This is a genomic window from Moritella sp., assembly GCF_013215705.1.
Classification (GTDB): domain Bacteria; phylum Pseudomonadota; class Gammaproteobacteria; order Enterobacterales; family Moritellaceae; genus Moritella.
The window spans coordinates 26,643-52,681 of sequence record NZ_JABSQR010000025.1; the positions used below are offsets into that span (position 1 = coordinate 26,643).

A 26,039-nucleotide genomic window follows, 5' to 3' on the forward strand; every position below is an offset into this window, starting at 1 on the left:
GCTAGGTATAACAACTTTTATATAGCCGCCATTAAAACCAAGCTCAAGGGTCGGGGCACCGTTGGTTACGATTTTGACTACATTGCTGGCTTGAGCGATATTGGCACTGCCGATTTAATACAGGATGATAGTAATAGATAAGACCGCAGAGTTTCAGTGTGAAAAGGTGCATAAAGTGGCCCTCCACTCTAAATCGAGGTATTACGCACTCGATTATAGGGATAAATATATTTATGACTGTAAGGGTTTTATAGTGATATTGACAAATAGCAAGATTCTAACTTTAGCAATACGAAGATAAATACGGATCATTAAAATCTAATAAACATCCAAAACTTGATCTTGAAATAGTCCTTAAATTCAATGCATGATAGGATAATGCCTTCAATTTCTTATGGTTACGAATTAATTACACACGGAATCCTTGAGGGATCGCTAATATTTCAAGTTAGTAATACTCGGTACTTACAATGTGATTTTAAGCGTGATATTCAAGCTGCTAATAGTTATAAAGGGAAATATGGTAGATCAAGTCGGAAATATTGAGATGGCTCACCCTCATACAGCAATAACAAGCTACAGTGGTTATATTTATCAAGGAAAAATAGCTCTATTACATTGTCTTAGATTAATTGAACAAGCCCCAGAAGAAAGCCGAAGACTAAAATTACAAATTGAAAGTATTGAAGACTTTGCAATTTTAAATATTAATAATTCTTGTAAGTCATTACACCAAGTAAAAGCAAGAAAAGATCGTCTCTTCTCAGACTATAGAACTGATATTATTCAACAGCGAGCTAAAGCTGAGCGACACGAAAATGCTGAAGCATTCTTCCATGTATCTTTACAATTGAGACGCATCCCAGATACATTTGAGGATGATTATTCCCCTGTAACGTTTTACCAATACTTTGATACTAACGATAGCCCTGTTGACCACTGCACCCTTAGCAATGTTGATCTTTTTATCGAACACCAAATCGAGAAAGTTTACAGCACACTTTTTCAAAATGAAGAATACCGTACTAATAATGACTATTTACTCAAGAGCCGTCAGTTCCTAGAAGATATTATTATCAAGCATGTTATTGATGTCCATAGTGAAATACAACAAAGCAGCGCAACAGGTGCAGTGCAAAGAGGAGTGGCTGCTCGTCGCAATATTGAATTCAATGAAATTTACGAAGTATTAACAGAAAACCTCAATGACCGAGCTTTAGATGAAAGTTATTTTCACTATTTACTGTTAAAGGATGCGGGAATATATTTCCATGCGTACTGCCAGAAACTAGGAGTCAACGAGGAAAATACATTACTTAAACTAAATTATTATTTTTCTAAATTTAACAAACTTGATCGTAACTCGTTGACAAAATTTATTCGAGCAATAGTGCCGCATAAAAAAGTTGGATTTAATAACATATCTCAATATAAAGATAATACATTCCATCTTGATGATTTTAAAAGAGGATTATTGAAAGTATTGGATCAAATGGCACAATCTGAATTTGATGAATCCTTACAATTACCATCGTTTTTTTTTCTGGGAAAATAACAATGAATATCTATACCCAACGGCAATTCACCATCACGAAGATGATGCTGAAGATCTCTGCATTGAAATAATCGAGGCATCAATAGCTGATGACGTTAACTTTTTGTTTGAGGGTGGAAAATTAGTTAATCGACATATTAATTGTCAATCTATTTTCTCAAGTGTTGCAGTTGGTAACCAGATTGAATTTAACCTAGAAGATGGATTTTCGGATGAACTAAACGAGAACAGAATCAATAGTTTTAGAAATGTATCACTCATATCCATAGCAGAAGCCAAGCGAGTTATAAATGATTGAGATAATAATAAATACCTTTGAAATATTCAACTATTCTAAATTACCAAATAGTGATATTCACATATTTAAATCTAATATAATGGATGATTACTGGGTAATTTATCAAGGTTCACCAAGTCAACTTTTAGAAAAAAAAGGACAGAGTGAGTTAATGGCTCAGTGTAAAAAGGTTTGCACCGATCCCGCTTTCGAAAAAAATGCTAATATTATTTGCTTATGGGATGTTGAATCTATAGACAAAAAAACCATTCGTCAACTCCATCATGCAGAAGAAGATATCTACTTTTTCAAAAAAAACGTGCTTTATTATACCCAAAGTGAACTTACTAGCTTTAAAGAACAGTCTTCAGCTTACCCTCTTCGAAATTTACTTCAACAGTACCCAACAAACCCTGAGGTATTCCAACGCTATAAAGCAAGTATAAATAAAGGTACGTGGGAATCATTACTTTATAGAATATGCATGAAATTAACTTTCATACCTATTGAAAAAGGATCTAATGAAGACATATCAAACCTGTACAAAAATCATGACATCGCTATGAATAAAATAAAAGATAAAGATAGTTTAATAAATTTAAACACCGTGGCTCAAAAATTAAGTGAAAGCGAACTAGCGTGTAAACCTGATAAGTTACTTAATTTAATAATGGAACAACTTGAGACCAGTGAATTATGAACATTAAATTAAAAAAATTGACTATTAAAAACTTCAAAATATTTCATTTTGTTGAGTTAGAAATCACAACAACTAATTTGGCTCTACTTGATGGTCCTAACGGGTTTGGAAAAACATCATTTTATGATGCCTTAGAACTCCTCTTTTTAGGAAACGTATCAAGGTATATTGATTTAGACTCAAATGTATCTAATCTACGAAAACGTATTGGGAGTTTCCCACTTCTTTATGATGGCACTAAATCCGGTGACTCACTGTCGATAGAAGCAACAATTGAGATAGACCATAGTGTTAAATATATAAAACGATGCGCAACAAAAGAAACTCTGGAAAGTGCGAAGCGCATATCGGATGCTAAGTTCGACTTTTATGTCAAAGAATTAGAGAGTGATAAGTGGGAAAAAATTTCCCATGACGAGACTTATCTAACTAAGCTGCTCGGAAATAACTACAAAAAAAATTATGGTTTATTCCACTATATTGAGCAAGAAGAAAACACTGCAATGCTTAAAAGCAAAGGTGAGTCAAAGCAACAAAAAATTGATCACCTATTTGATGTTGAAGATTACCGAAAAAAGATACAAAAATTAACAAAGATCAGAAATAGTATTGGAAAACTAAAAACACCGGCTAAGAAAACCACATTAGGTACTTTGCTCGAAGCCCTTAACTCTTTAAAAAAAGAATCGCTCCCCGATAGCTCTAATTTGATACCTCATACCCACCTAATTGAGACCAAAAATTTCCCTTGGGATGGCGAAACTGTTGACTTTAGCACTGGTACATATGCTCAATGGACTAGTGAAAATGGAATATTAGCGCGCTTAAAATATTTAAAAGAAAATAGTGATGATTTCTTAAACAACCGTTATAACGAGAATATCAAAAAAAGTTAGCTCTAAAATCTAAGGCGCTTATACCCTTATTACAATTTGGCCACCGCCTTGACCGCATTGCTCAATATAAAATTGAAATTGATTTATGTGAGGATGCGAAGCAATATGTGGACAATTCCAAAACTGGATTAGTTAAATTAGTTGAAAACAATCTAATATTTCCAAAAATATCAATTAGAAAAAAATTTCCCGAACACCTCAAATTTGAAGAATTCGAATCACAAGTTGGAGAGTTAAAAATATTACTAAAATCATCGGATCAGTTAAGCCAGCATTTATCTCAACTTGAATCATCTAGAGCGCAATATTTAGAGGATCATGATACATATCAAAAACAGCTTGATTCAAATGAATCTGAATGCCCTACATGTGGACATGACTGGTTAAGACATGAGGTACTTCTTTCTCAGTTTAAAATACAAGAACAAGCATTGGCGTCGATTCTTAAGGCTAGCAACTCAAGTTTACAACAAATAGTTCAAGACATTGAAACCAAATACCTATCCCAGATTATAAATATTTGTACAGCCATAGTTAACACTGGAAAATCTCAAATTGATTATAAAACAAAAATATGCGATCTTGACGAGAAACAAATAACATACCTAAATCGATTAAAAAAGATCTTTATTAAATATCGGATAGATTTATCTAGTTACTATTTGCCATCGTTTGATTTATCTATAGATACACAAACCGAATTATTAATAAAGAAAGTTAAAACTCTATACAAGCCTGTTATCTATGATAATTTATCTCCAGATCTAGATGATTTATTTACTGAGGTATTTGAAAATAATGAAAACGAATTACTTAAATTAAACATTGCTGCAATAGATATAAAAATAAAGTACTTGCAACAACAATATGCTAAATCAAGATTACAAGATATAAAAGACCAAGAAAAAAAATACGATAAAGAAAAAAACACATTCGATAATGCGGTTACGATTGACGCAAATCTCGGTAATCTAATTCGTCTATACACGGATAATGTAAACGACTATATAGAGAGTATCAGTAAGGGCATTGAAATATTATTCCATATCTATTCTGGTCGTTTACTTCAGAATTTTCATAATGGTTTAGGTATATTTATTGAATCCGATGGCAAATCAATCTCCTTTAAAGATACTCCTAATGCTGAACATGATGTAATTTTCACTATGAGCTCAGGGCAATTATCATCATTAGTAATTGCGTTCACAATGGCTTTAAACCATAAGTATGCCAAGCACTCACTATTGTTGATTGATGATCCAGTGCAGACAATGGATGAAATTAATGTTGCTGGTTTTATTGATCTGCTAAGACATGAATTTAGGGATCGACAGATTTTCATCTCTACTCACGAAGACCACACTTCAAGTTATTTCAGATATAAATTTGGAAAAGCAGATCTAGAAACACAGAGAATAAACTTCAAGGATCTTCAACATAGCATGAATGTTACATAGGAATACCCAATAATGATGTTCTGAACTCGTTTAATGAGTATATGGCATAGAAAAACAAAAAGGCGAATAATCTCTGATTCGCCTTTTTTATTATTTAATTGGGAAATTAATCATCTTGTTAAAGTTAACCAACTTAATGCCATGTTCCCACCCCGATTCAGTAAAAAAAAGACAAACCGAAGTTTGTCTTTTTTTTAATTACCTTTGTCCGAATTTATAACACTCGGCTACACACCAAAATTAGTCGTTATACGCTTCAATTGGCGGACATGAGCAGAATAAGTTACGGTCGCCATACACATCATCGATGCGGTTTACTGTAGGCCAGAACTTGTCTTTCTTCACGTAAGGTGCAGGGTAAACCGCCGTTTCACGGTCATAAACACGATCCCAGTTAGCGTCAACAATATCAGCTAGCGTGTGTGGTGCGTGATGGAGTGGGCTTTGTTCTGCAGTCCACTCACCCGATTCAACTTTCGCAATCTCAGCACGGATGCTGGTCATTGCTTCGATGAAGCGATCTAATTCCGCTTTAGATTCTGATTCAGTTGGCTCAATCATCAGCGTACCCGCTACTGGGAAGCTCATTGTTGGCGCGTGGAAACCATAATCCATTAGACGTTTAGCCACATCAGACTCGGTGATACCCGTAATTTCTTTAAGTGGGCGTAAATCAATGATGCACTCGTGAGCAACACGATCATTACGGCCTTTATAAAGCACTGGGAACAGTGGGTCTAAGTTTTGAGCTAGGTAGTTAGCGTTCAAGATAGCTGTCTGTGTAGACGCTTTCAGACCCGCTGTACCTAACATGTTGATGTACATCCACGTAATAGGCAAGATGCTTGCGCTACCGAACGGTGCAGCCGATACCGCACCGTTGTGACGGCTTTCTTTACCTGTGTCAGCAACCGCGTGACCAGCAACAAAAGGTGCAAGGTGTGCTTTAACGCCGATAGGACCCATACCTGGACCACCGCCACCGTGTGGGATAGCGAATGTTTTGTGTAAGTTAAGGTGAGAAACATCAGAACCCATCGAGCCCGGAGATGTTAATGCGACCTGTGCATTCATGTTCGCGCCGTCCATGTAAACTTGGCCGCCGTTGTCATGAATGATTTGACAGATTTCTTTGATCGTTTCTTCGTATACACCGTGTGTCGATGGGTACGTGATCATGATGCAAGAAAGATTGTCTTTCAGCTCAATCGCTTTAGCACGTAAGTCTGCAACGTCAACGTTACCGTTCGCATCACACTTAGTTACTACAACTTTCAGACCCGCCATTTGCGCTGATGCAGGGTTAGTACCGTGCGCAGAGCTAGGGATCAGACAGATGTTACGGTGCGATTCGCCACGTGACTCATGGTATTTGTGAATTGCGAGTAGACCCGCGTATTCACCTTGTGCACCCGAGTTAGGTTGCATACAAATTGAATCGTAACCTGTGATGCTAATTAACCAGTCTTCTAACAGGTCAATCATCACTTTATAACCAACCGCTTGATCTGCTGGGCAGAACGGGTGCATGTTACTGAATTCAGGCCAGGTTACTGGGATCATTTCGGCAACCGCATTCAGTTTCATAGTACAAGAACCTAATGAAATCATTGAATGGTTAAGCGCTAAATCTTTATTTTCCAGTGATTTAATATAACGCATCATTTCTGTTTCAGAATGGTGAGTATTAAATACTGGGTGAGTTAGGAATGCTGATTCACGTTCAAGTTCAGCTGGGATAGACGTGCTACCGGTTGCTGCTAGTTCAGCTTCTAGTGCATCAATCGAGATACCGTGGTCATCGCCCAGTAGTACGTCGAATAATGTCGCTAGGTCTGCTTGCGTGATGGTTTCATCGATGCTGATACCAACTTGATGTTCAGCGTCAAGACGGAAGTTAATGCCCGCTGCTAATGCGCGAGTAACCACTTTCTCTTTGTTATCTAACTGGTCGTTGTCTAACTGCACTGTGATGGTATCGAACCATGTATTGTTAGCAAGGCTTAAACCACCTTTAACAAGACCAGCTGCTAATAAATCCGTGAAACGGTGGACACGCTTAGCAATATCTTTCAGGCCTTCTGGACCGTGATACGTTGCGTAGAAACCAGCCATGTTCGCTAATAGTACCTGTGCAGTACAAATGTTTGAGTTGGCTTTTTCGCGGCGGATGTGTTGCTCGCGCGTTTGCATTGCCATACGCAGTGCAGGTTTACCATGGGTGTCTTTAGAAACACCAATAATACGACCCGGCATAGAACGCTTATGTTTGTCACACGTTGCGAAGAATGCCGCGTGTGGACCGCCATAACCCATTGGTACACCAAAGCGTTGTGAACTACCAAACGCGATGTCTGCGCCAAGTTCAGCCGGTGATTTAACGCGTGTTAGAGCCAGTAGATCAGAACCAACTGCAACCACACCTTTTCTCGCTTGGATAGCCGCGATGATGCCGCTAATGTCAGTCAGTTCGCCGTTCGTGCCAGGATACTGTAGTACCGCACCAAACAAGTCATGCTCAGGCGCTGTTTCTGCAGGGCCTTGAATAATAGTGAAACCGAAGTGCTCTGCACGTTCGATCATCACGTCAGCTACTTGTGGGTGTACGCTGTCGGCGATAAAGAAGTTATCACATTTTTTGTTTTTAGAAACACGCTTACACATTGCCATTGCTTCAGCTGCTGCAGTTGCTTCGTCAAGTAATGATGCGCTTGCTAAGTCCATGCCGGTTAGATCACACGTCATGGTTTGGAAGTTTAGTAGTGCTTCTAAACGACCTTGAGCAATTTCTGGTTGGTAAGGCGTGTATGCCGTATACCAGCCTGGATTTTCGAATACGTTACGTAGGATAACATTCGGCACGTTGGTACCGTAATAGCCCATACCAATGTAGCTTTTATTTACTGTGTTCTTTGCTGCGATGGCTTTTAATTCTTGCAGTGCGGCAACTTCAGATAACTGATGGCCAGCAACAATATCTTCTGCCAATAAGATCGAGCTTGGTACTGTTTGTTGAATAAGGTCTTCTAAAGAGTCTGCGCCAACTTTCGTTAACATCGCTTTAGTTTCTGCTTCGCAAGGACCGATGTGGCGACGGGCGAAATTATCAATCTGCTCTAACTGGGCAAGTGGGGTATGGGTTTTCATGCAATTCCCTGTATATTTACTATTACAAAATTAAATGACATTTTATAAAAAATAAGTAAGTGCTAATTAAATTCACGTTTCATAAAATTAACTTAGCATTTAAACGCTAAAAAAAACCCCGAGGCTAGCTCAGGGTTTCAACAACAATTAGTCTTCGATTGACTCAGCATAACCAACCGCGTCAAGTAGCGCTTCGAGTTCGCTTTCGTCAGACGCTTTCACGCGGAACAACCAGCCTTCGCCGAATGCATCCGAGTTTACTAACTCTGGCGAGTCTTCTAATTCTTCATTGATTGCGACAATTTCACCACTGATTGGAGCGTAGATGTCTGATGCCGCTTTAACAGATTCGCCTACAGCGCAATCTTCGCCAGCAGTGATTTCATCACCTACGTCTGGTAAATCAATGAATACCATGTCACCTAAAAGGCCTTGTGCATGGTCAGAAATACCGACAGTGTAAGTACCATCTTTTTCTTTACGAACCCATTCGTGTGAAGATGCATATTTTAATTCAGCTGGGATATTACTCATTGTTGAAACTTCCTTTTGTCTTTTACTTAAATGATTATGTTGTTATTTGGTCGCACTAAACTAGTTTTTTACCATTACGAACGAACGCTGGTTTAGTTACGGCAACAGTAACAAGCTTTTTACGCATTTCAACTTCAGCCGTGGCACCGATTGATGCTGGTACGCGTGCAAATGCAACACTAAAACCAAGTGTTGGTGAGAAGCTACCACTGGTGATAACGCCTTCGCATGCTTCGCCTGCTGCGTTAGTGAATACGACTTTTTGACCAGTACGTAATACACCTTTCGCTTCAAGTACTAAACCAACAAGTTTGTCAGTGCCTGCTGCTTTTTGAGCAGTTAGCGCTGCGCGACCGATAAAGTCACGTTCTTGAGGTTCCCAAGCAATTGTCCAGCCCATGTTAGCGGCTAGCGGCGATACAGTTTCATCCATATCTAAACCATAAAGGTTCATGCCGGCTTCTAGACGTAGTGTGTCACGTGCGCCGAGACCTGCTGGTTGTACACCTGCGTCCACAAGTTGCTGCCATAAATCGCAAGCTTGGTCTTGTGGAACCACGATTTCATAACCTGCTTCACCGGTATAACCCGTTGTCGCAATAAACAAACTACCCGATTGTACACCAAAAAATGGCTTCATGCCTTCGACCGCGGCGTTTTGCTCAGCGGTGAATACAGTAGCAGCTTTTTCTTTGGCTTTCGGGCCCTGTACTGCAATCATTGACAGTTCAGGTAATTCAGTCACTTCAACAGTAAATTCTGCAGCTTGTTTGTTGATCCATGCTAAATCTTTAACACGCGTCGCTGAGTTAACCACTAAACGGTAATATTCATCATTGAAGAAGTAAACGATAAGGTCATCAATAACCCCACCATCTTGTTGTAACATTCCTGTATATAGCGCTTTACCAGAAACAGTTAATTTTGCCACATCATTGGCAAGTAAATAACGTAAGAACGGCTTAGCGTCAGCGCCTTTGATATCAACGATGGTCATGTGTGACACATCGAACATACCCGCATCTTCGCGGACAGCATTATGTTCAGCAATCTGGGAACCGTAATTGATTGGCATATCCCAACCATGAAAGTCCACCATTTTTGCCCCTGCTTCTACGTGCTTCGGGAACAGTACTGTTTGTTGAGCCATTCTATAATTCCTTTAATTGACAGTTATTAATCAAGACTTTGGGATCAAGTAAAATTGCTTTGTTGCTTTCGTATAAAATAGTTATGTAAAGCCTATTACATGACAATAATTCGATTATACCCTTAGATAGCATTCGTTAAAAATCATTTAAGGAATAGAAAATCTAATGGTTAAACAAATAATAATGCGGATGAGGCTAACACTTAAATAGTGGAAAAAGTTATTTTAGGGGGATAATGACGTAGTAGATCACAAAAACACTGGACTAGGCAGTTGTTTTTACCAGGTAGGAGCTATATTAACAATGATTAAGCTGCTGCAATGCTTAAAAGCAACCCTGTTAACATTATAATAACTAATGTAAACCGAGTGTTTACATTAGTTATTCTCATTAATAGTGTCTCCAAGCAGGTGGATTAATTACACTATTTAACAATTAACTGTGATCAGCTTAACGACTACTGTTTAGTTTAGCAAGTTCAGGTAACTCACCATCCAAGCCCATGGCACGTTTAATAAAGCTTTGCTTTAGCCCAGGTAATGTATTCGATAAGGTTAGACCAATATCACGGAAAATACGTTTCGCCGGATGACCACCACTAAACAAACGCTTTAACCCTTCCATGCTTGAGATCATCACCGCCGCTTCAGCTTTACGCCAGCGCTCAAATTTACGCAGATGGGCATGGGTGCCGATGTCTTTGTTGGCGAGGTGATTTTCTAATACACACTGCGCCAAACTCGCCGCATCTAACAAACCAAGGTTTACGCCCTGCCCTGCTAATGGGTGAATGGTATGCGCGGCATCGCCAATCAATGCTACCCGCTCGCTAGCAAAGCTACGGGCATAACGCATTTTAAGTGGGAATGCCTGACGCTGACCTTCAATTTTACACAGTCCTAAACGACCATCAAAAGCCACGGTCAGTTGTTTGTTGAACTCAGCGTCGTCCATTGCTAACAGTTCATTGGCACGCTCTGGCGGTAATGACCACACAATTGAACACAGATCCGGTTGCCATAACGGTAAAAACGCGAGTGGTCCTTCTGGATTAAAGATCTGACGCGCACAAGATTGATGTGGTTCAACAGTACGGATATTAGCGACGATAGCATGGTGATTATAATCCCAGGTCGTCAGCGGAATATCCACTTGCGAACGCGTCCATGAATTAGCGCCATCTGCACCAACAATCAGTTTCGCATACACGGGTTCTTGATCTTCTAAGGTTAACCAAGCAGCATCATCGCCGCGGGTTAATTTACGAATACGAGTACCGGTTAATAAGGTAATGTTGCTGGCTGTTTCGATCTGCTCTAACAGCGCTAATTGGATCACTTTGTTTTCAACTAAATGACCTAAGGTATCTGTCATTAGTCCGTCGCCGTCAAATTCGATATGCCCAAAGCCATTACGATCCCAAACTTGCATGGCGTTGTACGCTTGATAACGGCGGCTTTCGATACCTGTCCAGGCATCTAAATTTTGTAATATGTTTTGGCTGGCACGACTCAGTGCACTGATGCGCAATTCAGGTGCATCACCTAATTCGCGATCAAATTCATTACCTTCGATAACCACGATCTTAAGGGTGGTTTCCTTTAATGCTGCAGCAAAAGCAAGACCAACCATGCCACCACCAACAACCGCAATATCATAAGATTGCATATAACATCCTAATTTTGATAGCTTAAAATAACTTGAACGCGCCAAGTGCTTGACGTGCTAATGCGCGTTTATATTCTGGTTTATAACCCATGGTATGTAGGGCTAAATTACGACCTACCACCAGCGGTGCATAATTATTAGCAAACAAAGTCGCTAACGAGGTCGTCATCCAGATCGTTTTTTGATGATCGCCTTGACGTTTGTGCCAGTAGCCTTTGGTGACGGCTTGATTGCCGACATCCTGGTCGCTTAAAAAGGCTTGTTCAATTTGATAATGTAATACCGCCACGTCACGTAAGCCAAGGTTATAACCTTGACCCGCAATCGGGTGTAATGCATGCGCCGCATTACCAACTACGATACTACGATGTTGGGTTGGCTCAAGCGCTTCGGTTAACAACAGCGGATACGAAAAACGTTGACCGGTTTTGGTGAACTTACCTAAACGATAGCCAAAACGCTGTTGTAAACGCGATAAAAACGCCTCATCACTCAATGCCATGATCGCATCCACTTCATCAGAGCGCACTGACCATACTAACGAACTGCGTTGATCTGTCATTGGTAACAACGCCAACGGACCGGTGTCAGTAAAACGTTCGTAAGCTTTGCCTTCGTGCAATTTACTGGTGGTGACATTGGCAATGATCGCTGTTTGTTCAAAATCTGTCACTTCAATTGGTACATGAGTTAATTGACGTACCATTGAATTGTTACCATCGGCACCGACCAATAATTTGCAGCGTATTTGCTGGCCATCATCGAGGGTTAGGTCGGTATGATCTACTTGGCGATCGAGGCTGACTAACTGATTTGGGCAATACCAGTTGATATTGTTGATCTCAGCGAGACCTTGTTGGAATATATGCCCAGCGGTTTGCAGTTCGATCACTTGGCCTAATGCGGGCAAGTTGTATTCGCTGTGATCAAGACGGGTAATACCCCAGTGGCCACGATCAGAAACATGAATGTGTTTGATTGCAGTCGCTGTCGGTGCGATCTTATGCCACAGCTTAAACTGAGTTAAAATCTTCTGTGAACCATAAGATAATGCAATCACACGCGCGTCAAACCCAGGGTGGTTACTGGTCGTAGGCGGATTGGCATCAATTAACGCTATCGATAATTGACGGCCATCTTGGTGTTGTATTTGGCTTACCGCGTGTGCAAGTGTCGCACCGACCATGCCGGCACCCACAATTGCAATATCATATTCAACCACTGACATTTCGATCCTAACAAGTTATTGGAATTAAAAAACGATGACACTATAACAAAATCGCACAACTACAAACAATACAGACCGCGTCTTAAACTAGATGCGGCTAACCTTCAAATCGCGTTTCGATTGGTAGATAAGCTAAAAAGCCTTGTTGTAAGTGATCAAACTGCGCTTTACCCACCAAAATTTCGGTCGAGTTTAACCCTTGTGTCATCTCGGGTTCTGCGGTAATCGCTTCGTCAACACCGGCTTTTGCTGCTAATAATGTCCACGCATACGCCTGTAATTTATCGGCTTTCACACCTTCACCACGGTAATACATCACCGCAATGTTCTGCCATGCTTGGGTATAACCTTGCTGCGCGGCTTTGTTATACCAGCTAAATGCAACGGTTTGATCTTGGAAACAACCGGAGCCCTGATCCAACATACTCGCCAGATTATACTGCGCTTGTACTAGACCCTGTTCTGCCGCTTGTTCAAAATAGCTAAACGCCAATACCGCATTTGGCTTACCTAATTTACCCTGCAATTGCCCTTGTCCTTGTAAGTGCAATAACGCCAGATTAAATAACGACTCTGGGTGGCCACAATCGGCGGCACGTTGATAACAACTCACCGCTTGGCTTAAATAATGTTGCTGACCATCTCCTTGTTCATACTGCAGGGCCAATAAATACAGGGCCATGACCACACCTTCATCGGCTTGTGCACGACAAAAATCGAAGGCTTGCTGTGGATCAGTATAAGCATGGTAAGTTTGACTAAACTGAGTATTACGCACTGCATGTTGTTCGCAGGTAAACGCCGTTTCTGGCCAAATGACGGCTGCAGAGGCACTTGATTTATTACTCAACTTCGCCGTTAATTTGTTTATTAAAGACATAAAACACTCCTTGTCCTATCTACTTAAACCTACCTATAACTTCATCGCTGCGATTGCATCGATAAGTCTCCATTTAGGTAAGCGTTAATACACGCAATATAATCTTAGCCAGCCAGAATTAATATCATCACGAGCCAAGGTTATATTGCGCTTGCGATAAATTAATGCAGTACTGGTATTTTTTTAATTTCACCACTGTCACTTAATTCATTAAAGCAATACGTTGCGCCCATACGCACGTATTCAATGATCTCGTAAAAAGCTTCTTCTGCTTCGTTGCTATCATCTTCGGTATCAATATCCAGTTGCGCAATACTCGCAAAGTCAGCAATCAATTCTTTCACTTCATCACTAGCATTGGTTGATGTCGAATGCACCATGCCAAAACCACCAAGGAAACCTTGCAGCCATTCAGCTAATGCTTCCATGCGTGATTCTAACGGTTGGTCCATATCTGGGATCAATAATTCAAAGCCTAACGTCATGTCTTCCAATGCCGCTTCGCTACTGCTATATATGTCAGCGAATACTGATTCCAATGAATCTGGAATACCTAAACCTTCGTTAAGAAGCTGATCAAACGGTTCTAACCAGGCTTTATTGTCTAGCTTAACGCCACCACATAATAAACCACAGATAACACCGTGCACATCGGCCGGGTGTACTAATAAATCACTGTGTTGTAGCTGCGTATTTACGTCAGCAAAAAGAGGAAGTTTAACTTTATCCATGCGAGGACCTTACCAATAGATTAATGTATTTAGAATAATGGGGGCTATATTAGCATTTCACCCAGATCAAGACCATAGCCAAGCAACCGCGAGTCCGCGTTGCCCAGTCCTTAATCGTTTTAGCAACGAGTACAGACCTTACTCAGGCCCATCTAGATCTTGATCATAACCGTAAGCTTCTTGGTCATAACATTGCTGTTTGAGCCAACGTCCTAACTTAACAATATCGGTTTGTTTGGCGCGGGATTTTTTATACACAAAATAAAAGTTATCTCCCGTTAAGATCTCGTGCATGGGGATCCGCACCAGATTATGCTGCCGGTCTTGATCATTCATTAAGTAGTGATTTAACAAAGTGATACCTTGGTCATAACGTGCCGCTTCTGCCGCCATTAACATATGACTAAAATAGTGAACAGTGGCGGTTTTAGGTAAGGTAAATCCCCCTAACTCACACCAACGCTGCCAATCCTCCCCGAGTGCGCTATCGGGATAAACCGACTGTACCGATAATAGTGGATACTGCCATAACGCATCTGGTAGCGGTTGATCTTGGATCTGTTGCCAGAGTTTTTTACCGCACAGCGGATATAAACGCTCGGCATATAAAAACTGACTGACAAAATTACGTTTCGGTGGGTTCACGGTAATAAAACAATCCGCCACTTGATCACTACAGTCAGGTTCATCCGCCACCATGTTTAATGACAGATCAATTTCGGGGTATTGCTGACGTAAGTTATCCAATCGCGGGATCAACCACTTTACCGCCAACGAGCTGTATAAGGCTAAGCGGATCTTGCCGGACTTACCTTCTCGGAGCTGCTGGCTGGCCGTAGAGATATTCGCCAGTGATTGACTTACCTCTTCATAATATCGCTCGCCCATGTCGGTCATTGATAAGGTTCGACCTCTACGGTTAAACATCGATTCCCCCAGATACTCTTCTAACTGACGTACCTGATGACTGACCGCACTTTGGGTGATATTTAGCTGGTCAGCCGCTTTGGAAAAACTGTTAAAACGGGCGACCGCTTCAAAACATTGCAACGCACGTAACGGGGGAAGTTTCACTATTAGCTCAGCTCATACTAAAAATATATTTATCATTATACTTCATCATAGCTTTTGGAATATGCTAGCCACATCACACTTTTATCTTTCAACTAACCAGCCTATTTACTGTTTATGTTGCTACTTATGCTTTTTATTACTTTATATTTTTATAGTTGGAATTCACTATGCCTAAAATGTCTGTCGGTTTAGCAATGATTTTGCTTATTATTGGTAACATTGTTGCCGTTTTTTCTGATGCCTTAATTAAGACATTATCGGAAGATATCGCGGTATATCAATTTGTGTTTTTCCGACAACTGACAGCTGTACTGCTGCTGATCCCATTTTGTTTAACCAGCAGTAGAAAGAGTTTGGTTGATGGCTTGAAGTGGCATGCGGTACGTGGCCATATTTGGCTATTAGGTGTCATTTTTATGGTTTATGCCATTAACGCCATGCCATTAGCAACCGCCAATGCCATCTTTTATGCCGCGCCATTAATTATGTTGCCCATGGCGATGTTGTGGTTTCAAGAAAAATTAACCGTGCACTCGGTTGCTGCCGGAATTTTTGGTTTTGTTGGCGTACTAATCGTCATCCGCCCAACCCAACTTGACTGGGCTGCTATTGCGGCACTGATTGTTGCGTTCACCTTAGCAGCCAATAATTTATTGATCCGTAAACTGCCAAAACACCAAACGGTATTTCAAACCTTACTGTTAACCAATTTAGTCGGTATGCCGGCGTCTCTCGGGTTAGTGGTATGGGAAGGTAAACCCTGGGATTTCGCCCCACTATTAACAGCGGCTGGGTCAACACTGTTTATCCTTATCTATGCTGGTTTTTGTGTGTTGGCTTATCGTTCTGGCGAAGCAAGTAAAATTGCCAGTGCTGAATACAGTGGTTTAATTGGCGCTGTGGTTGTCGGTCTTATCTGGTTTGATGAAATCCCTGATATCGGCATGGCAATTGGCACCGCCTTTATTATTCTGCCGTTATTATGGTTAGCAAAAGTGGAAGCGAAAAACAAACGTTTGGCAAAACAAGCGAACGCAGAACCAACCAATGCGCAGCAAGACGTCGATAACAGCTTGGCAAAACCATTTTTAGCGACCAACACGTCGGGCGTATAAACATCAGTCACTGACGCGTAACACTGTCAACGGCCGCTATGCATACGTAATAGCGGTCAAATCACCCGATAAATTAGAGTAAAATAGTTAACTGTCACGTCTACTTTTTCCCGTAAATCCCCGTATTTTATACCGATTAATCCATACCACCCGCTAAAATTAATACTAAGCTGTTGGATTTATGGGCAAGTTGATTAATCTCGATCCGCAACTCCAAACTTCAATTAGATAAGCCCTTGCAATGCTCACAATTGCGAGATATAGTCAGGTCAGACATATCAGCCAAGGTGCTTGATATAGCCCTTGTAGCCAGATAACTTAGAGTATAAACATGAGTACAACTGCGGTTGATATTTCAATATTGGGTCGCCACTTTAAAGTCGGAAGTCCAAGTGAAGATGTTGATGAACTTCATCAAACAGCGGCAGTACTGAACAATAAGTTAGAAGAAATACGAACGAAGACTAATATCAAGAATTTAGAGCAATTAGCTGTAATGGCGGCGTTAAATTTTTGCCATGAACTTCGTCAAGAACGTCATAAAACAACAGAATATACAAATACCGTAGATGATCGCATTCAATTGTTACAAGACACCATTGAACGCGCTTTAATCAATAATAACGTTGATAAAGAACCGTCTACAGTATAACCAAATAACCCTGGGGTGATTGGTATGCGGGTTATGTCCCTGAGCCGATAATCACACTTTATAGGCATTCATTCCTGTTGCTATTGTGCAAGCTCAGCTCGTACTGAGAAGCCTGACGCAACAGCTTGAATTGCCGACCTGAACCTTCTGGTTCAGGACTAAACCTTGTAGCCGCACCCTGGGGCCCCCTTCTTGTGTTAACATCAATCCATTACCGAATTTAACGAGTATGGGATCTTGTTTATGTCTGATTTACCCCCCCTAATAGCAACTACCCGATCCGCAATAAGACAACAAATACGCCAACGTCGCCAGCAGCTTTCAATCCAGCAGCAGCAACAAGCAGGCCGTGATCTGGTTCATCAGTTTAGTCAGCACCCGCATATTCAATCCGCCCAACATATTGCTATTTATTTACATAACGATGGCGAACTCGATACCCAAGCGGTTATTGACTGGTGTTGGCAGCAAGGCAAACAAGTCTACATTCCTATTTTACACCCGTTTAGTCACAAGCAACTATTGTTTACCCGGCTTACTGCGACAACGCTATTAATCAAAAACAAATACGGCATTAGTGAACCACCACTGAATGTCACTCAAGTGATCCCGTATCTGGCGTTAGATCTGGTGTGTAGTCCGTTAGTCGCATTTGATTTATGCGGTAATCGTTTAGGCATGGGCGGCGGTTATTATGATCGTACTTTTTCGCAACATCAGTTTGTACGTGACGATCAACAGCCTCCCTACGTGCTGGGTTTGGCCCATGACTGCCAACAGCATGATAATTTACCCATTGCGCCCTGGGACATGCCGATTAAAGAAATAATTACGCCATCCAGAACATTAGCGTTTTGTTAACCATACGTCATTGGCATATTAGGGGAATTTAAGTATATAATCAGATCGATAATATACAAGTCGATCTCCGTATCAAGCCAATCAATAATAATGGATATAACATGACTCAAGATGAATTAAAAAAAGCAGCAGGCTGGGCAGCATTAGAATATGTTCAAAAAGATAGCATCGTCGGTGTCGGTACCGGCTCAACCGTTAATCATTTTATTGATGCATTAGGTACAATTCGCGAAGACATTAAAGGTGCCGTTTCAAGTTCTATCGAATCAACTAAGCGCTTAGAAGCAATGGGAATTGAAGTATTTGATTTAAACAGTATCCCGCACCTTGATATCTATGTTGATGGGGCTGACGAAATTGATAGCAACAACAACATGATTAAAGGTGGTGGCGCAGCGCTAACACGTGAAAAGATCGTTGCTGCAGTAGCAAACCAATTCGTGTGTATTATTGATGATACGAAAAATGTCGATGTTCTCGGCGATTTCCCATTACCCGTTGAAGTGATCCCTATGGCCCGCTCTTACGTGGGACGTGAATTAGTTAAACTCGGTGGTGATCCGGTTTACCGTGAAGGTGTTGTGACAGATAACGGCAATATTATTCTGGATGTATACAACATGCAGATCACCGATCCGAAAGCACTAGAAATTGCAATCAATGGCTTAGTGGGCGTAGTAACAAATGGTCTATTCGCTGCTCGCGGCGCGGACATTGTGCTAACTGGCACACAAGATGGCGTGAAAACAACTAAGTAAATATATTAAACTGGTGTTACCTAACGACACCAGTCCCACCTCCTTTCTGAATATAAACAAAACATATTATATAAGTATAACAATTAGTTATATTCAACTTTATTTGATAAATAAACATTTTTATAATCCAAATTCTGCAATTATCAAACAAATCAGGTAGCTGTAAACCACAAATTAACTATTTTCTTTGATTTTCATCACAAATATTCACTAATGAAATAAAACCTGCTACTTTATCATTTAGTGCGATTTGCAAAATATGTGATAAAGGAATTTACATGACCAACCTCTCTCTTCAGAAAGATAAGATCAAGATATTACTTCTTGAAGGACTACATCAAAGTGCAGTCGATACGTTCACTAATGCCGGTTACACCAATATCGAATCGATTAAGACCGCATTAAGTGAAGAAGAATTGTGTGAAAAAATTAAAGATGTGCATTTTGTCGGTATTCGCTCCCGCACTCATTTAAATGCAAACGTCATTGCAGCTGCAAAAAAATTGGTTGGTATTGGCTGTTTTTGTATTGGTACAAATCAGGTTGATCTTGCTGCAGCTCAGAAAGCGGCGGTCCCTGTTTTTAATGCACCATTCTCGAACACCCGCAGTGTGGCTGAATTAGTACTCGGCGAAATCCTATTATTATTACGCGGTATTCCAGAGAAAAATGCGAAAGCACACCGTGGCGAATGGCAAAAATCCGCAACCGGCTCTTACGAAGCTCGTGGCAAACAATTGGGTATTATTGGTTATGGTCATATCGGTATTCAATTAAGTATTTTGGCTGAAAGCTTAGGTCTGCGTGTGAAGTATTATGACGTTGAAACCAAGCTTTCACTGGGTAATGCCGAGCAGCTCATGAGCATGGAAGACTTGTTAGCAACGTCTGACATTATCTCGCTACACGTACCAGAAACCCCACAAACCAAACTGATGATGGGTGAAGTTGAATTTGCACAAATGAAAGATGGCGCGATCTTCATTAATGCTTCACGCGGCACAGTGGTTGATATTGATGCGCTTGTCTCAGCACTGGCAAGCAAGAAAATATCGGGTGCAGCGATTGATGTATTCCCGACCGAACCAGCATCAAATAATGACGAGTTCATCTCGCCGTTACGCCAGTTTGATAATGTGATCCTAACACCACACGTGGGTGGTAGTACCCAAGAAGCACAAGAAAATATCGGCTATGAAGTGGCTGGTAAACTGACTAAATATTCGGATAATGGTTCAACCCTGTCTGCAGTTAACTTCCCTGAAGTATCACTACCAAACCATGCAGGTTCAAGCCGCCTGATGCATATTCACCAGAACCAACCTGGTATCTTAAACCAGATCACCCAAGCATTTGCTGAAGAAGGGGTGAATATTTCGGGTCAATACCTACAAACTGCAGGCGATATTGGTTATGTGGTTATTGATGTCGAAAGTGCACATGCAGAACGTGGTTTAGCAAAACTTAAATCTATTAGCGGTACTATCCGTTCGCGTTTATTACGCTAGATAGAGCCCTCTCTAACCCTCCCCCCTTAGCTTTTATAGCTAACACTGGAAGGGAACAAAAAAGCCTGTCAGTTTGCGCTGACAGGCTTTTTTTTGCTTATGTTTGTGGCTATTATTGTGGATATAGCTCTCGCAGTAAACCCGTGATCCATTGATGAATCTGAGTTTGATTCGAGCGTTGATGCCATGCCGCCACAACCTCAAAACTGGGTAGTGGCTCAGGTAATACTACTTCCACTAATTTATCATTGGGTAACATACGGGATGGTAAAAATGCCAACACCCCCATCGCCTCAATACAATCTGGCGCGACTGAGAAACTCGGCAGTGACATAATAATATTACGCTGAAAACCCTTTGCAGCGAACCATTCGTCTGCCGATCCCTTTAGCGTCGCCCGTGAAGGTGAAATAACCAATTGTGGCGCGGCGGCAATCTCTTTTAAACTCAGTCCCTGATATTCATTGGCCACCGCCTTCGCAGCCACACACACATGACGCTCTTCATACAGCAGCATCGACGGACAGGTTATCGGAATAAACGCGGGAAAAGTTAACGCTAAATCAATCTCGCCGGTGGCCATTAACTGAATTAAATTATCCGATTCAAAGCGACGAATGATGATTTTTAAATGCGGGGCATGTTGTCTGATCTGCACTAATAAAGAAGGTAAAATAACGCGCATCGCATAATCTGAAGCACTGATTTTATATACCCCATTCAATCGTTGCGGATTGAACTCTGCTAATTCAGTTAATTCACCAATAGCCATTAATATTTGTTGGATTTTGGGGGCTAACTCTTGCGCTTTTGGGGTGGGTACCACGCCATGACTGCCACGAATAAATAGCCTATCTTGGAATATATCTCGCAGTTTTTTCAATTGCTCACTAACGGCTTGCTGAGTAATACCGAGCTTAGCGGCAGCTTTCGTTAAGCTGTGTAACTGTAATAATGCAGCAAGCACCCTTAATTGTTTTATTTCCAGCTTACTGATATCAGCCATATTTGTTTCTCATACACACTTCACTTGATTTTCATTGTACCTAAGCAGCGATATAGTTCAACTAATAAGCCACTCACGAGATAAAGACCATGATGAAAAATGACGTATTATTCACACCAACCAAATTAGGCACACACGTTTTAAAAAACCGTATTGTAATGCCGCCATTAACACGTTCGCGTAGTACACAACCGAACAATATTCCGAATGAATTAATGGCTAAGTATTACACTCAACGCGCGTCTGCTGGGTTTATGATCACCGAAGGTACTCAGATTGAACCTCGTGGTCAAGGTTACGCATGGACACCGGGAATTTACTCTGATGAGCAAGTTGAAGGTTGGAAAAAAGTAACCAAATCTGTGCATGATGCAGGCGGCGTTATCTTTGCTCAACTGTGGCATGTCGGCCGTGTTTCCCATACCAGTTTACAACCTGATGGCGCAGCCCCAGTCGCACCATCAGCAATTCTAGCGGATAACGTGAAAGTATTCATTGAGACGGCGCCAGGTGAAGGTGCATTGGCAGATCCAAGCATGCCACGTGAGCTATCAACCGCAGAAGTAAAAGAACTTGTCACTCTGTATGCACAAGCAGCGAAGAATGCCATGCAAGCCGGTTTTGACGGTGTTGAATTACATTGCGCGAACGGTTACTTAGTGAATCAATTTATCTCGGAGCACAGTAATAAACGGTCAGATGAATACGGGGGTAGTTTAGAAAACCGTTTACGCTTCTTAAAAGAAATAACCCAGGCAGTCGCTGACGAAGTGGGCAAAGAAAATGTCGGCGTTCGCTTTGCGCCACTGTTTTCAAGCACTGACGATGTACGCGTTTATCTTGGTTTAGTTGAAGAGAATCCACATGAAACGTATATCGAAGCTGTTAAGACCATCGAAAATATCGGTATTGGTTACCTATCATTAGCAGAAGCCGATTGGGATAATGCCCCTGATTTACCTGACGCTTTCTATAAAGACGTACGTGATACATTTTCTGGCATCATCATGTATGCAGGTAAGTACTCGGTAGAAAAAGCCAAGCATATCCTTAACCTTGGTTACGGTGATATATTTGGTTTTGGCCGTCCATTTATTGCCAACCCAGATTTGCCAGCGCGCATTAAGCATGATTGGACATTCAATGACGTGGATCCAACCACGATGTACGGTGGTACCGAAGTGGGCTACGCGGATTACGCTGAATATATAGCTTAACTAAAAATAAAAAAGCCTGCTAAATTAGCAGGCTTTTTATTTATTACTCTTTAACAACGCGATCTATCACAAGGATAAATCGTCTAACTTATTAATTAAAGTACGTCTACGCTGTTTAGATCTTTATGTGCTTGGCTTAAACGGGCAACTAGACTTGTTTGACCAGCGCGCAACCATACACGTGGGTCATAGTGTTTTTTGTTCGGTGCATCAACGCCAGTTGGGTTACCAATTTGGCCTTGTAGGTAATCTTTCTTACCTTCGTAGTAGTTCTTGATACCTTCCCAAGTAGCCCACTGTGTATCAGTATCGATGTTCATTTTGATAACACCGTAACCGATTGATTCTTGGATCTCAGCTTCTGAAGAACCTGAACCACCGTGGAATACGAAGTTTAGCGAGTTAGTTGGTAGGCCAAATTTCTCTGAAACGTATGCTTGTGAATCACGTAGGATAGTTGGCGTAAGCACAACGTTACCTGGCTTGTATACACCGTGTACGTTACCGAAAGAGGCAGCGATAGTGAAACGAGGGCTGATTTCCGTTAGTTTTTCGTAAGCATATGCAACGTCTTCTGGAGAAGTATAAAGCTCAGATGCGTCCATATCAGAGTTATCTACGCCATCTTCTTCACCACCAGTACAACCTAGTTCGATTTCGATAGTCATGTCCATTTTAGCCATACGTGCTAGGTATTCACCACAAGTAGCGATGTTTTCTTCTAGTGACTCTTCAGAAAGATCTAACATGTGTGAGCTAAATAGTGGCTTGCCTGTTTGTGCGAAGAATTCTTCACCTGCGTCTAGTAGTCCGTCGATCCAAGGTAATAATTTTTTCGCCGCGTGGTCAGTATGAATGATAACTGGAACACCATAAGCTTCAGCCATAACGTGTACGTATTTAGCACCGGCGATTGCGCCCATGATAGATGCGCCGTGACCTTCTAGACCAATACCTTTACCTGCGAAGAATGCAGCGCCACCGTGTGAGAACTGGATGATCACTGGTGATTTAGCTTTTGCAGCAGCTTCTAATGTACCGTTGATTGAATCAGTGTTTACCATGTTTACAGCAGGTAACGCGAAGTTGTTTTCTTTAGCAATCGCAAAGATTTTTTGCACGTCATCGCCTGTTACAACACCTGGTTTTACAACATCAAAGATCTTAGACATAATATTAGCCTTATTATTTACATATTTAAGTACTGAATCATTCAGCACGAATTTTTAACATATTTTTTGCCGCCACAGCTAATCTATAACGATAGTTATAGCGATAGCCGTAGCAGCAAAACAACGATTAATTATTCACCATTAGTTGCTAATTGTTAGCTGTTAATTATGCGTTTTTCGCACGTTCTTCTAACATGGCGACTGCTGGTAGTACTTTACCTTCTACAAACTCAAGGAACGCGCCGCCACCAGTAGAGATATAAGAGATACCATCAGCCAGACCGAATTGATCGATAGCGGCTAATGTGTCACCGCCACCAGCGATAGAGAATGCGTCGCTTTCTGCAATCGCACGGCCAATGATTTCAGTACCTTTAGCGAAGTTAGCAAATTCAAATACGCCAACAGGGCCATTCCAGATAATTGTTTTCGCTGCTTTGATCATCTCTGCAAGTTGATTTGCAGAATCTGGACCTAAATCGAAGATCATTTCGTCATCATTGACTTCTGATGCGGGTTTCAATGTCGCTTCCGCCGTTTCAGAGAACTCAGTCGCCACTAATACATCGGTCGCTACCGGGATATCACATTTCGCCATTAATGCTTTAGCGGTATCAATTAGATCATGCTCGCACAGTGATTTACCAACGTTATGACCTTGTGCTGCGATGAATGTATTAGCAATACCACCACCAACAACGAGCTGATCAGCAATTGTTGATAATGAATCAAGCACGGTTAATTTAGTTGATACTTTAGAACCACCTACAATAGCGAGGAATGGACGAGCTGGGTTGTCCATTGCTTTACCTAGCGCTTCAAGTTCTGCAGAAAGTAGCGGACCAGAACAGGCGATTGGCGCAAACATACCAACACCGTATGTTGATGCTTGTGCACGGTGAGCTGTACCAAATGCGTCCATTACGAATACGTCACATAGATTTGCGTATGCTTTTGATAATGCGTCTTCGTTTTTCTTTTCGCCTTTGTTAAAGCGAACATTTTCTAGTACCACTAGCTCACCGACATTCAGTTCGATGCCGTCTAAGTAATCACGTGCTAGCACAACGTTATTTTCTAACGCTTCTTTAAGGTAGTTTACTACTGGCTCTAATGAGAACTCTTGAGCGAATTCACCTTCAGTTGGACGGCCAAGATGTGATGTAACCATCACTTTTGCGCCTGCAGCCAATGCTAATTTGATTGTTGGTAGTGACGCACGGATACGTGCGTCTGATGTTACTTTTCCATCTTTAATCGGTACGTTTAAATCAGCACGAATTAATACTCGTTGGCCTGCAAGATCAAGATCTGTCATTTTAATAATATTCATTGTTTAATCCTTAAAGCTATCAATTTTATAAAATTTATTTCAATCTATTTCAATCTATTTTTCGCTAAGTTAGCGATGTACTGCGTGGTATCAAGTAAACGATTGGCAAAGCCCCATTCGTTATCACACCAGACTAATAATTTGACTAAATGACCATCGCTGACTCGTGTTTGAGTACCATCAATAATGCTAGAGCGTGGATCATGATTAAAGTCTATTGATACCAGTGGTGCCTCGGTATAACCCAAGATACCGCGTAATTCAGTTTCAGCCGCCGCGTGTAAGCAATCATTAATATCTTGAATGGTGACGCTTTTATCGACTGTGATGCTTAGATCCATCGCCGTCACGTTAAGCGTTGGCACTCGCACCGCAATGGCTTCAAATTTATTGGCAAATTTAGGTAAAATACGTTCTATACCTGCGGCTAATTTAGTATCAACCGGAATGATAGAATGACTCGCAGCACGGGTACGGCGCAAATCAGTATGATAAGAGTCAATGACTGGTTGATCATTCATTGCCGAATGGATCGTGGTGATCGTGCCACATTTGATATCAAAGGCGGCATCCAAGACACTGATCACTGGTATCATGCAATTAGTGGTACAAGAGGCACCAGAAATATAAGTTTCATCACCGGTTAATTCGGTATGGTTAATACCATATACCACGGTCGCATCAACATCGGCGCTGGCCGGATGGGAAAAGATGACTTTTTTAGCGCCAGCAGCAATGTGTGCTTCGGCATCAGCCCTCGTACCATAGATACCAGTACAATCGAGTACGATATCAATATCATGTTCCCGCCAAGGTAAATCAGCAAGTTCGGGATGACGGACTAAATGAATACAATCATTTTTGATTTGTAATATGTTATCGCCCAGCTGTACTGGGAAGGGAAAACGGCCATGAGTCGAGTCATACTGAGTTAAATGCGCGATCGCTTCAGGATCTGCTAGCTCGTTAATAACAACGATCTTAATTTCATCCTGACGGTTACTTTCATACAACGCACGAACAACACTGCGTCCAATTCGTCCATAACCATTAATAGCAACTCTAACTGACATAATAAAGATTGAATACCTAGTAACAAGAAACGAACTTCATTGTAGA

At 41.2% G+C, this 26,039-nt stretch carries 23 protein-coding genes and 1 other RNA gene; 12 read left to right on the top strand and 12 right to left on the bottom strand.

Features of this window, described 5'->3' with window-relative positions; all coding sequences use genetic code 11:
• Positions 1 to 520: 520 nt before the first annotated feature.
• The 5 genes from HRT96_RS15945 to HRT96_RS15960 all read left to right on the top strand — a co-directional run bounded on the left by HRT96_RS15945 (position 521) and on the right by HRT96_RS15960 (position 4,885).
• Positions 521 to 1,555, top strand: a complete 1,035-nt coding sequence (locus tag HRT96_RS15945; protein ID WP_293158731.1) for an ABC-three component system protein — start codon at positions 521 to 523, stop codon at positions 1,553 to 1,555.
• Positions 1,512 to 1,853 carry an ABC-three component system protein gene (locus HRT96_RS21990; RefSeq protein WP_366051345.1) on the top strand — a complete coding sequence of 114 codons (342 nt, stop codon included), beginning with the start codon at positions 1,512 to 1,514 and terminating at the stop codon, positions 1,851 to 1,853. The genes HRT96_RS15945 and HRT96_RS21990 overlap by 44 nt, the downstream gene beginning before the upstream one ends.
• Complete coding sequence (locus tag HRT96_RS15950) at positions 1,846 to 2,532, top strand: ABC-three component system middle component 1 (RefSeq protein ID WP_293158733.1); 687 nt, start codon at positions 1,846 to 1,848, stop codon at positions 2,530 to 2,532. Before HRT96_RS21990 ends, HRT96_RS15950 begins: the two co-directional genes overlap by 8 nt.
• Complete coding sequence (locus HRT96_RS15955; RefSeq protein ID WP_293158734.1) at positions 2,529 to 3,428, top strand: AAA family ATPase; 900 nt, start codon at positions 2,529 to 2,531, stop codon at positions 3,426 to 3,428. The genes HRT96_RS15950 and HRT96_RS15955 overlap by 4 nt, the downstream gene beginning before the upstream one ends.
• Before the next feature lie 107 nt (positions 3,429 to 3,535).
• Positions 3,536 to 4,885, top strand: a complete 1,350-nt coding sequence (locus HRT96_RS15960; protein ID WP_293158735.1) for a hypothetical protein — start codon at positions 3,536 to 3,538, stop codon at positions 4,883 to 4,885.
• Positions 4,886 to 5,125: 240 nt separating this feature from the next.
• Here HRT96_RS15960 and gcvP read toward each other — a convergent pair whose 3' ends face one another.
• The 8 genes from gcvP to HRT96_RS16000 all read right to left on the bottom strand — a co-directional run bounded on the left by gcvP (position 5,126) and on the right by HRT96_RS16000 (position 15,298).
• Positions 5,126 to 8,032 (bottom strand): aminomethyl-transferring glycine dehydrogenase, encoded by a 2,907-nt coding sequence (gene gcvP / locus HRT96_RS15965; RefSeq protein WP_293158737.1) that lies wholly within the window; start codon positions 8,030 to 8,032, stop codon positions 5,126 to 5,128.
• 147 nt (positions 8,033 to 8,179) lie between these two features.
• The gene (gcvH, locus tag HRT96_RS15970; RefSeq protein WP_293158739.1) at positions 8,180 to 8,566 is read right to left on the bottom strand and encodes a glycine cleavage system protein GcvH; all 387 of its coding nucleotides are present in this window, start codon (positions 8,564 to 8,566) and stop codon (positions 8,180 to 8,182) included.
• A 55-nt stretch (positions 8,567 to 8,621) separates the two neighbouring features.
• The gene (gcvT, locus tag HRT96_RS15975; RefSeq protein WP_293158741.1) at positions 8,622 to 9,716 is read right to left on the bottom strand and encodes a glycine cleavage system aminomethyltransferase GcvT; all 1,095 of its coding nucleotides are present in this window, start codon (positions 9,714 to 9,716) and stop codon (positions 8,622 to 8,624) included.
• Between the two features lie 451 nt (positions 9,717 to 10,167).
• Complete coding sequence (locus HRT96_RS15980; RefSeq protein ID WP_293158743.1) at positions 10,168 to 11,385, bottom strand: FAD-dependent 2-octaprenylphenol hydroxylase; 1,218 nt, start codon at positions 11,383 to 11,385, stop codon at positions 10,168 to 10,170.
• Positions 11,386 to 11,407: 22 nt separating this feature from the next.
• A complete protein-coding gene (gene ubiH, locus HRT96_RS15985) occupies positions 11,408 to 12,613 on the bottom strand; it encodes a 2-octaprenyl-6-methoxyphenyl hydroxylase (protein WP_293158745.1) in 1,206 nt (401 codons plus the stop codon).
• 97 nt (positions 12,614 to 12,710) lie between these two features.
• Positions 12,711 to 13,493 carry a tetratricopeptide repeat protein gene (locus HRT96_RS15990; RefSeq protein WP_293158747.1) on the bottom strand — a complete coding sequence of 261 codons (783 nt, stop codon included), beginning with the start codon at positions 13,491 to 13,493 and terminating at the stop codon, positions 12,711 to 12,713.
• Between the two features lie 161 nt (positions 13,494 to 13,654).
• Complete coding sequence (locus HRT96_RS15995; protein ID WP_293158749.1) at positions 13,655 to 14,224, bottom strand: UPF0149 family protein; 570 nt, start codon at positions 14,222 to 14,224, stop codon at positions 13,655 to 13,657.
• A gap of 138 nt (positions 14,225 to 14,362) precedes the next feature.
• The gene (locus HRT96_RS16000) at positions 14,363 to 15,298 is read right to left on the bottom strand and encodes a LysR substrate-binding domain-containing protein (RefSeq protein ID WP_293158751.1); all 936 of its coding nucleotides are present in this window, start codon (positions 15,296 to 15,298) and stop codon (positions 14,363 to 14,365) included.
• A gap of 167 nt (positions 15,299 to 15,465) precedes the next feature.
• On the opposite strand from HRT96_RS16000, the gene HRT96_RS16005 reads away from it, so the two are divergent.
• The 6 genes from HRT96_RS16005 to serA all read left to right on the top strand — a co-directional run bounded on the left by HRT96_RS16005 (position 15,466) and on the right by serA (position 20,192).
• The gene (locus HRT96_RS16005; RefSeq protein WP_293158753.1) at positions 15,466 to 16,413 is read left to right on the top strand and encodes a DMT family transporter; all 948 of its coding nucleotides are present in this window, start codon (positions 15,466 to 15,468) and stop codon (positions 16,411 to 16,413) included.
• Between the two features lie 331 nt (positions 16,414 to 16,744).
• Positions 16,745 to 17,065 carry a cell division protein ZapA gene (zapA, locus tag HRT96_RS16010; protein ID WP_293158755.1) on the top strand — a complete coding sequence of 107 codons (321 nt, stop codon included), beginning with the start codon at positions 16,745 to 16,747 and terminating at the stop codon, positions 17,063 to 17,065.
• 4 nt (positions 17,066 to 17,069) lie between these two features.
• Positions 17,070 to 17,254, top strand: a non-coding RNA gene (gene ssrS, locus HRT96_RS16015) — 6S RNA.
• A gap of 54 nt (positions 17,255 to 17,308) precedes the next feature.
• Positions 17,309 to 17,926, top strand: a complete 618-nt coding sequence (locus HRT96_RS16020) for a 5-formyltetrahydrofolate cyclo-ligase (protein WP_293158757.1) — start codon at positions 17,309 to 17,311, stop codon at positions 17,924 to 17,926.
• A gap of 101 nt (positions 17,927 to 18,027) precedes the next feature.
• Positions 18,028 to 18,684: a ribose-5-phosphate isomerase RpiA gene (gene rpiA, locus HRT96_RS16025; RefSeq protein WP_293158759.1), complete on the top strand. Its 657-nt coding sequence runs from the start codon at positions 18,028 to 18,030 to the stop codon at positions 18,682 to 18,684.
• Positions 18,685 to 18,962: 278 nt separating this feature from the next.
• Complete coding sequence (gene serA, locus HRT96_RS16030; RefSeq protein ID WP_293158761.1) at positions 18,963 to 20,192, top strand: phosphoglycerate dehydrogenase; 1,230 nt, start codon at positions 18,963 to 18,965, stop codon at positions 20,190 to 20,192.
• Between the two features lie 112 nt (positions 20,193 to 20,304).
• On the opposite strand, the gene HRT96_RS16035 is transcribed toward serA, so the two are convergent.
• Positions 20,305 to 21,198, bottom strand: coding sequence for a LysR family transcriptional regulator (locus HRT96_RS16035; protein WP_293158763.1), 894 nt, complete (start codon positions 21,196 to 21,198; stop codon positions 20,305 to 20,307).
• A gap of 92 nt (positions 21,199 to 21,290) precedes the next feature.
• Here HRT96_RS16035 and HRT96_RS16040 point away from each other — a divergent pair, with 92 nt between their 5' ends.
• Positions 21,291 to 22,415 (top strand): alkene reductase, encoded by a 1,125-nt coding sequence (locus HRT96_RS16040; protein ID WP_293158801.1) that lies wholly within the window; start codon positions 21,291 to 21,293, stop codon positions 22,413 to 22,415.
• Positions 22,416 to 22,510: 95 nt separating this feature from the next.
• Here HRT96_RS16040 and fbaA read toward each other — a convergent pair whose 3' ends face one another.
• The 3 genes from fbaA to epd all read right to left on the bottom strand — a co-directional run bounded on the left by fbaA (position 22,511) and on the right by epd (position 25,993).
• Entirely contained in the window at positions 22,511 to 23,587 is a 1,077-nt protein-coding gene (gene fbaA / locus HRT96_RS16045; RefSeq protein ID WP_293158765.1) for a class II fructose-bisphosphate aldolase, read from the bottom strand.
• Positions 23,588 to 23,753: 166 nt separating this feature from the next.
• On the bottom strand, positions 23,754 to 24,920 hold the full coding sequence (locus tag HRT96_RS16050) for a phosphoglycerate kinase (RefSeq protein ID WP_293158767.1): 1,167 nt from the start codon (positions 24,918 to 24,920) through the stop codon (positions 23,754 to 23,756).
• A gap of 44 nt (positions 24,921 to 24,964) precedes the next feature.
• Positions 24,965 to 25,993, bottom strand: coding sequence for an erythrose-4-phosphate dehydrogenase (epd, locus tag HRT96_RS16055; RefSeq protein WP_293158769.1), 1,029 nt, complete (start codon positions 25,991 to 25,993; stop codon positions 24,965 to 24,967).
• Positions 25,994 to 26,039: the final 46 nt, after the last annotated feature.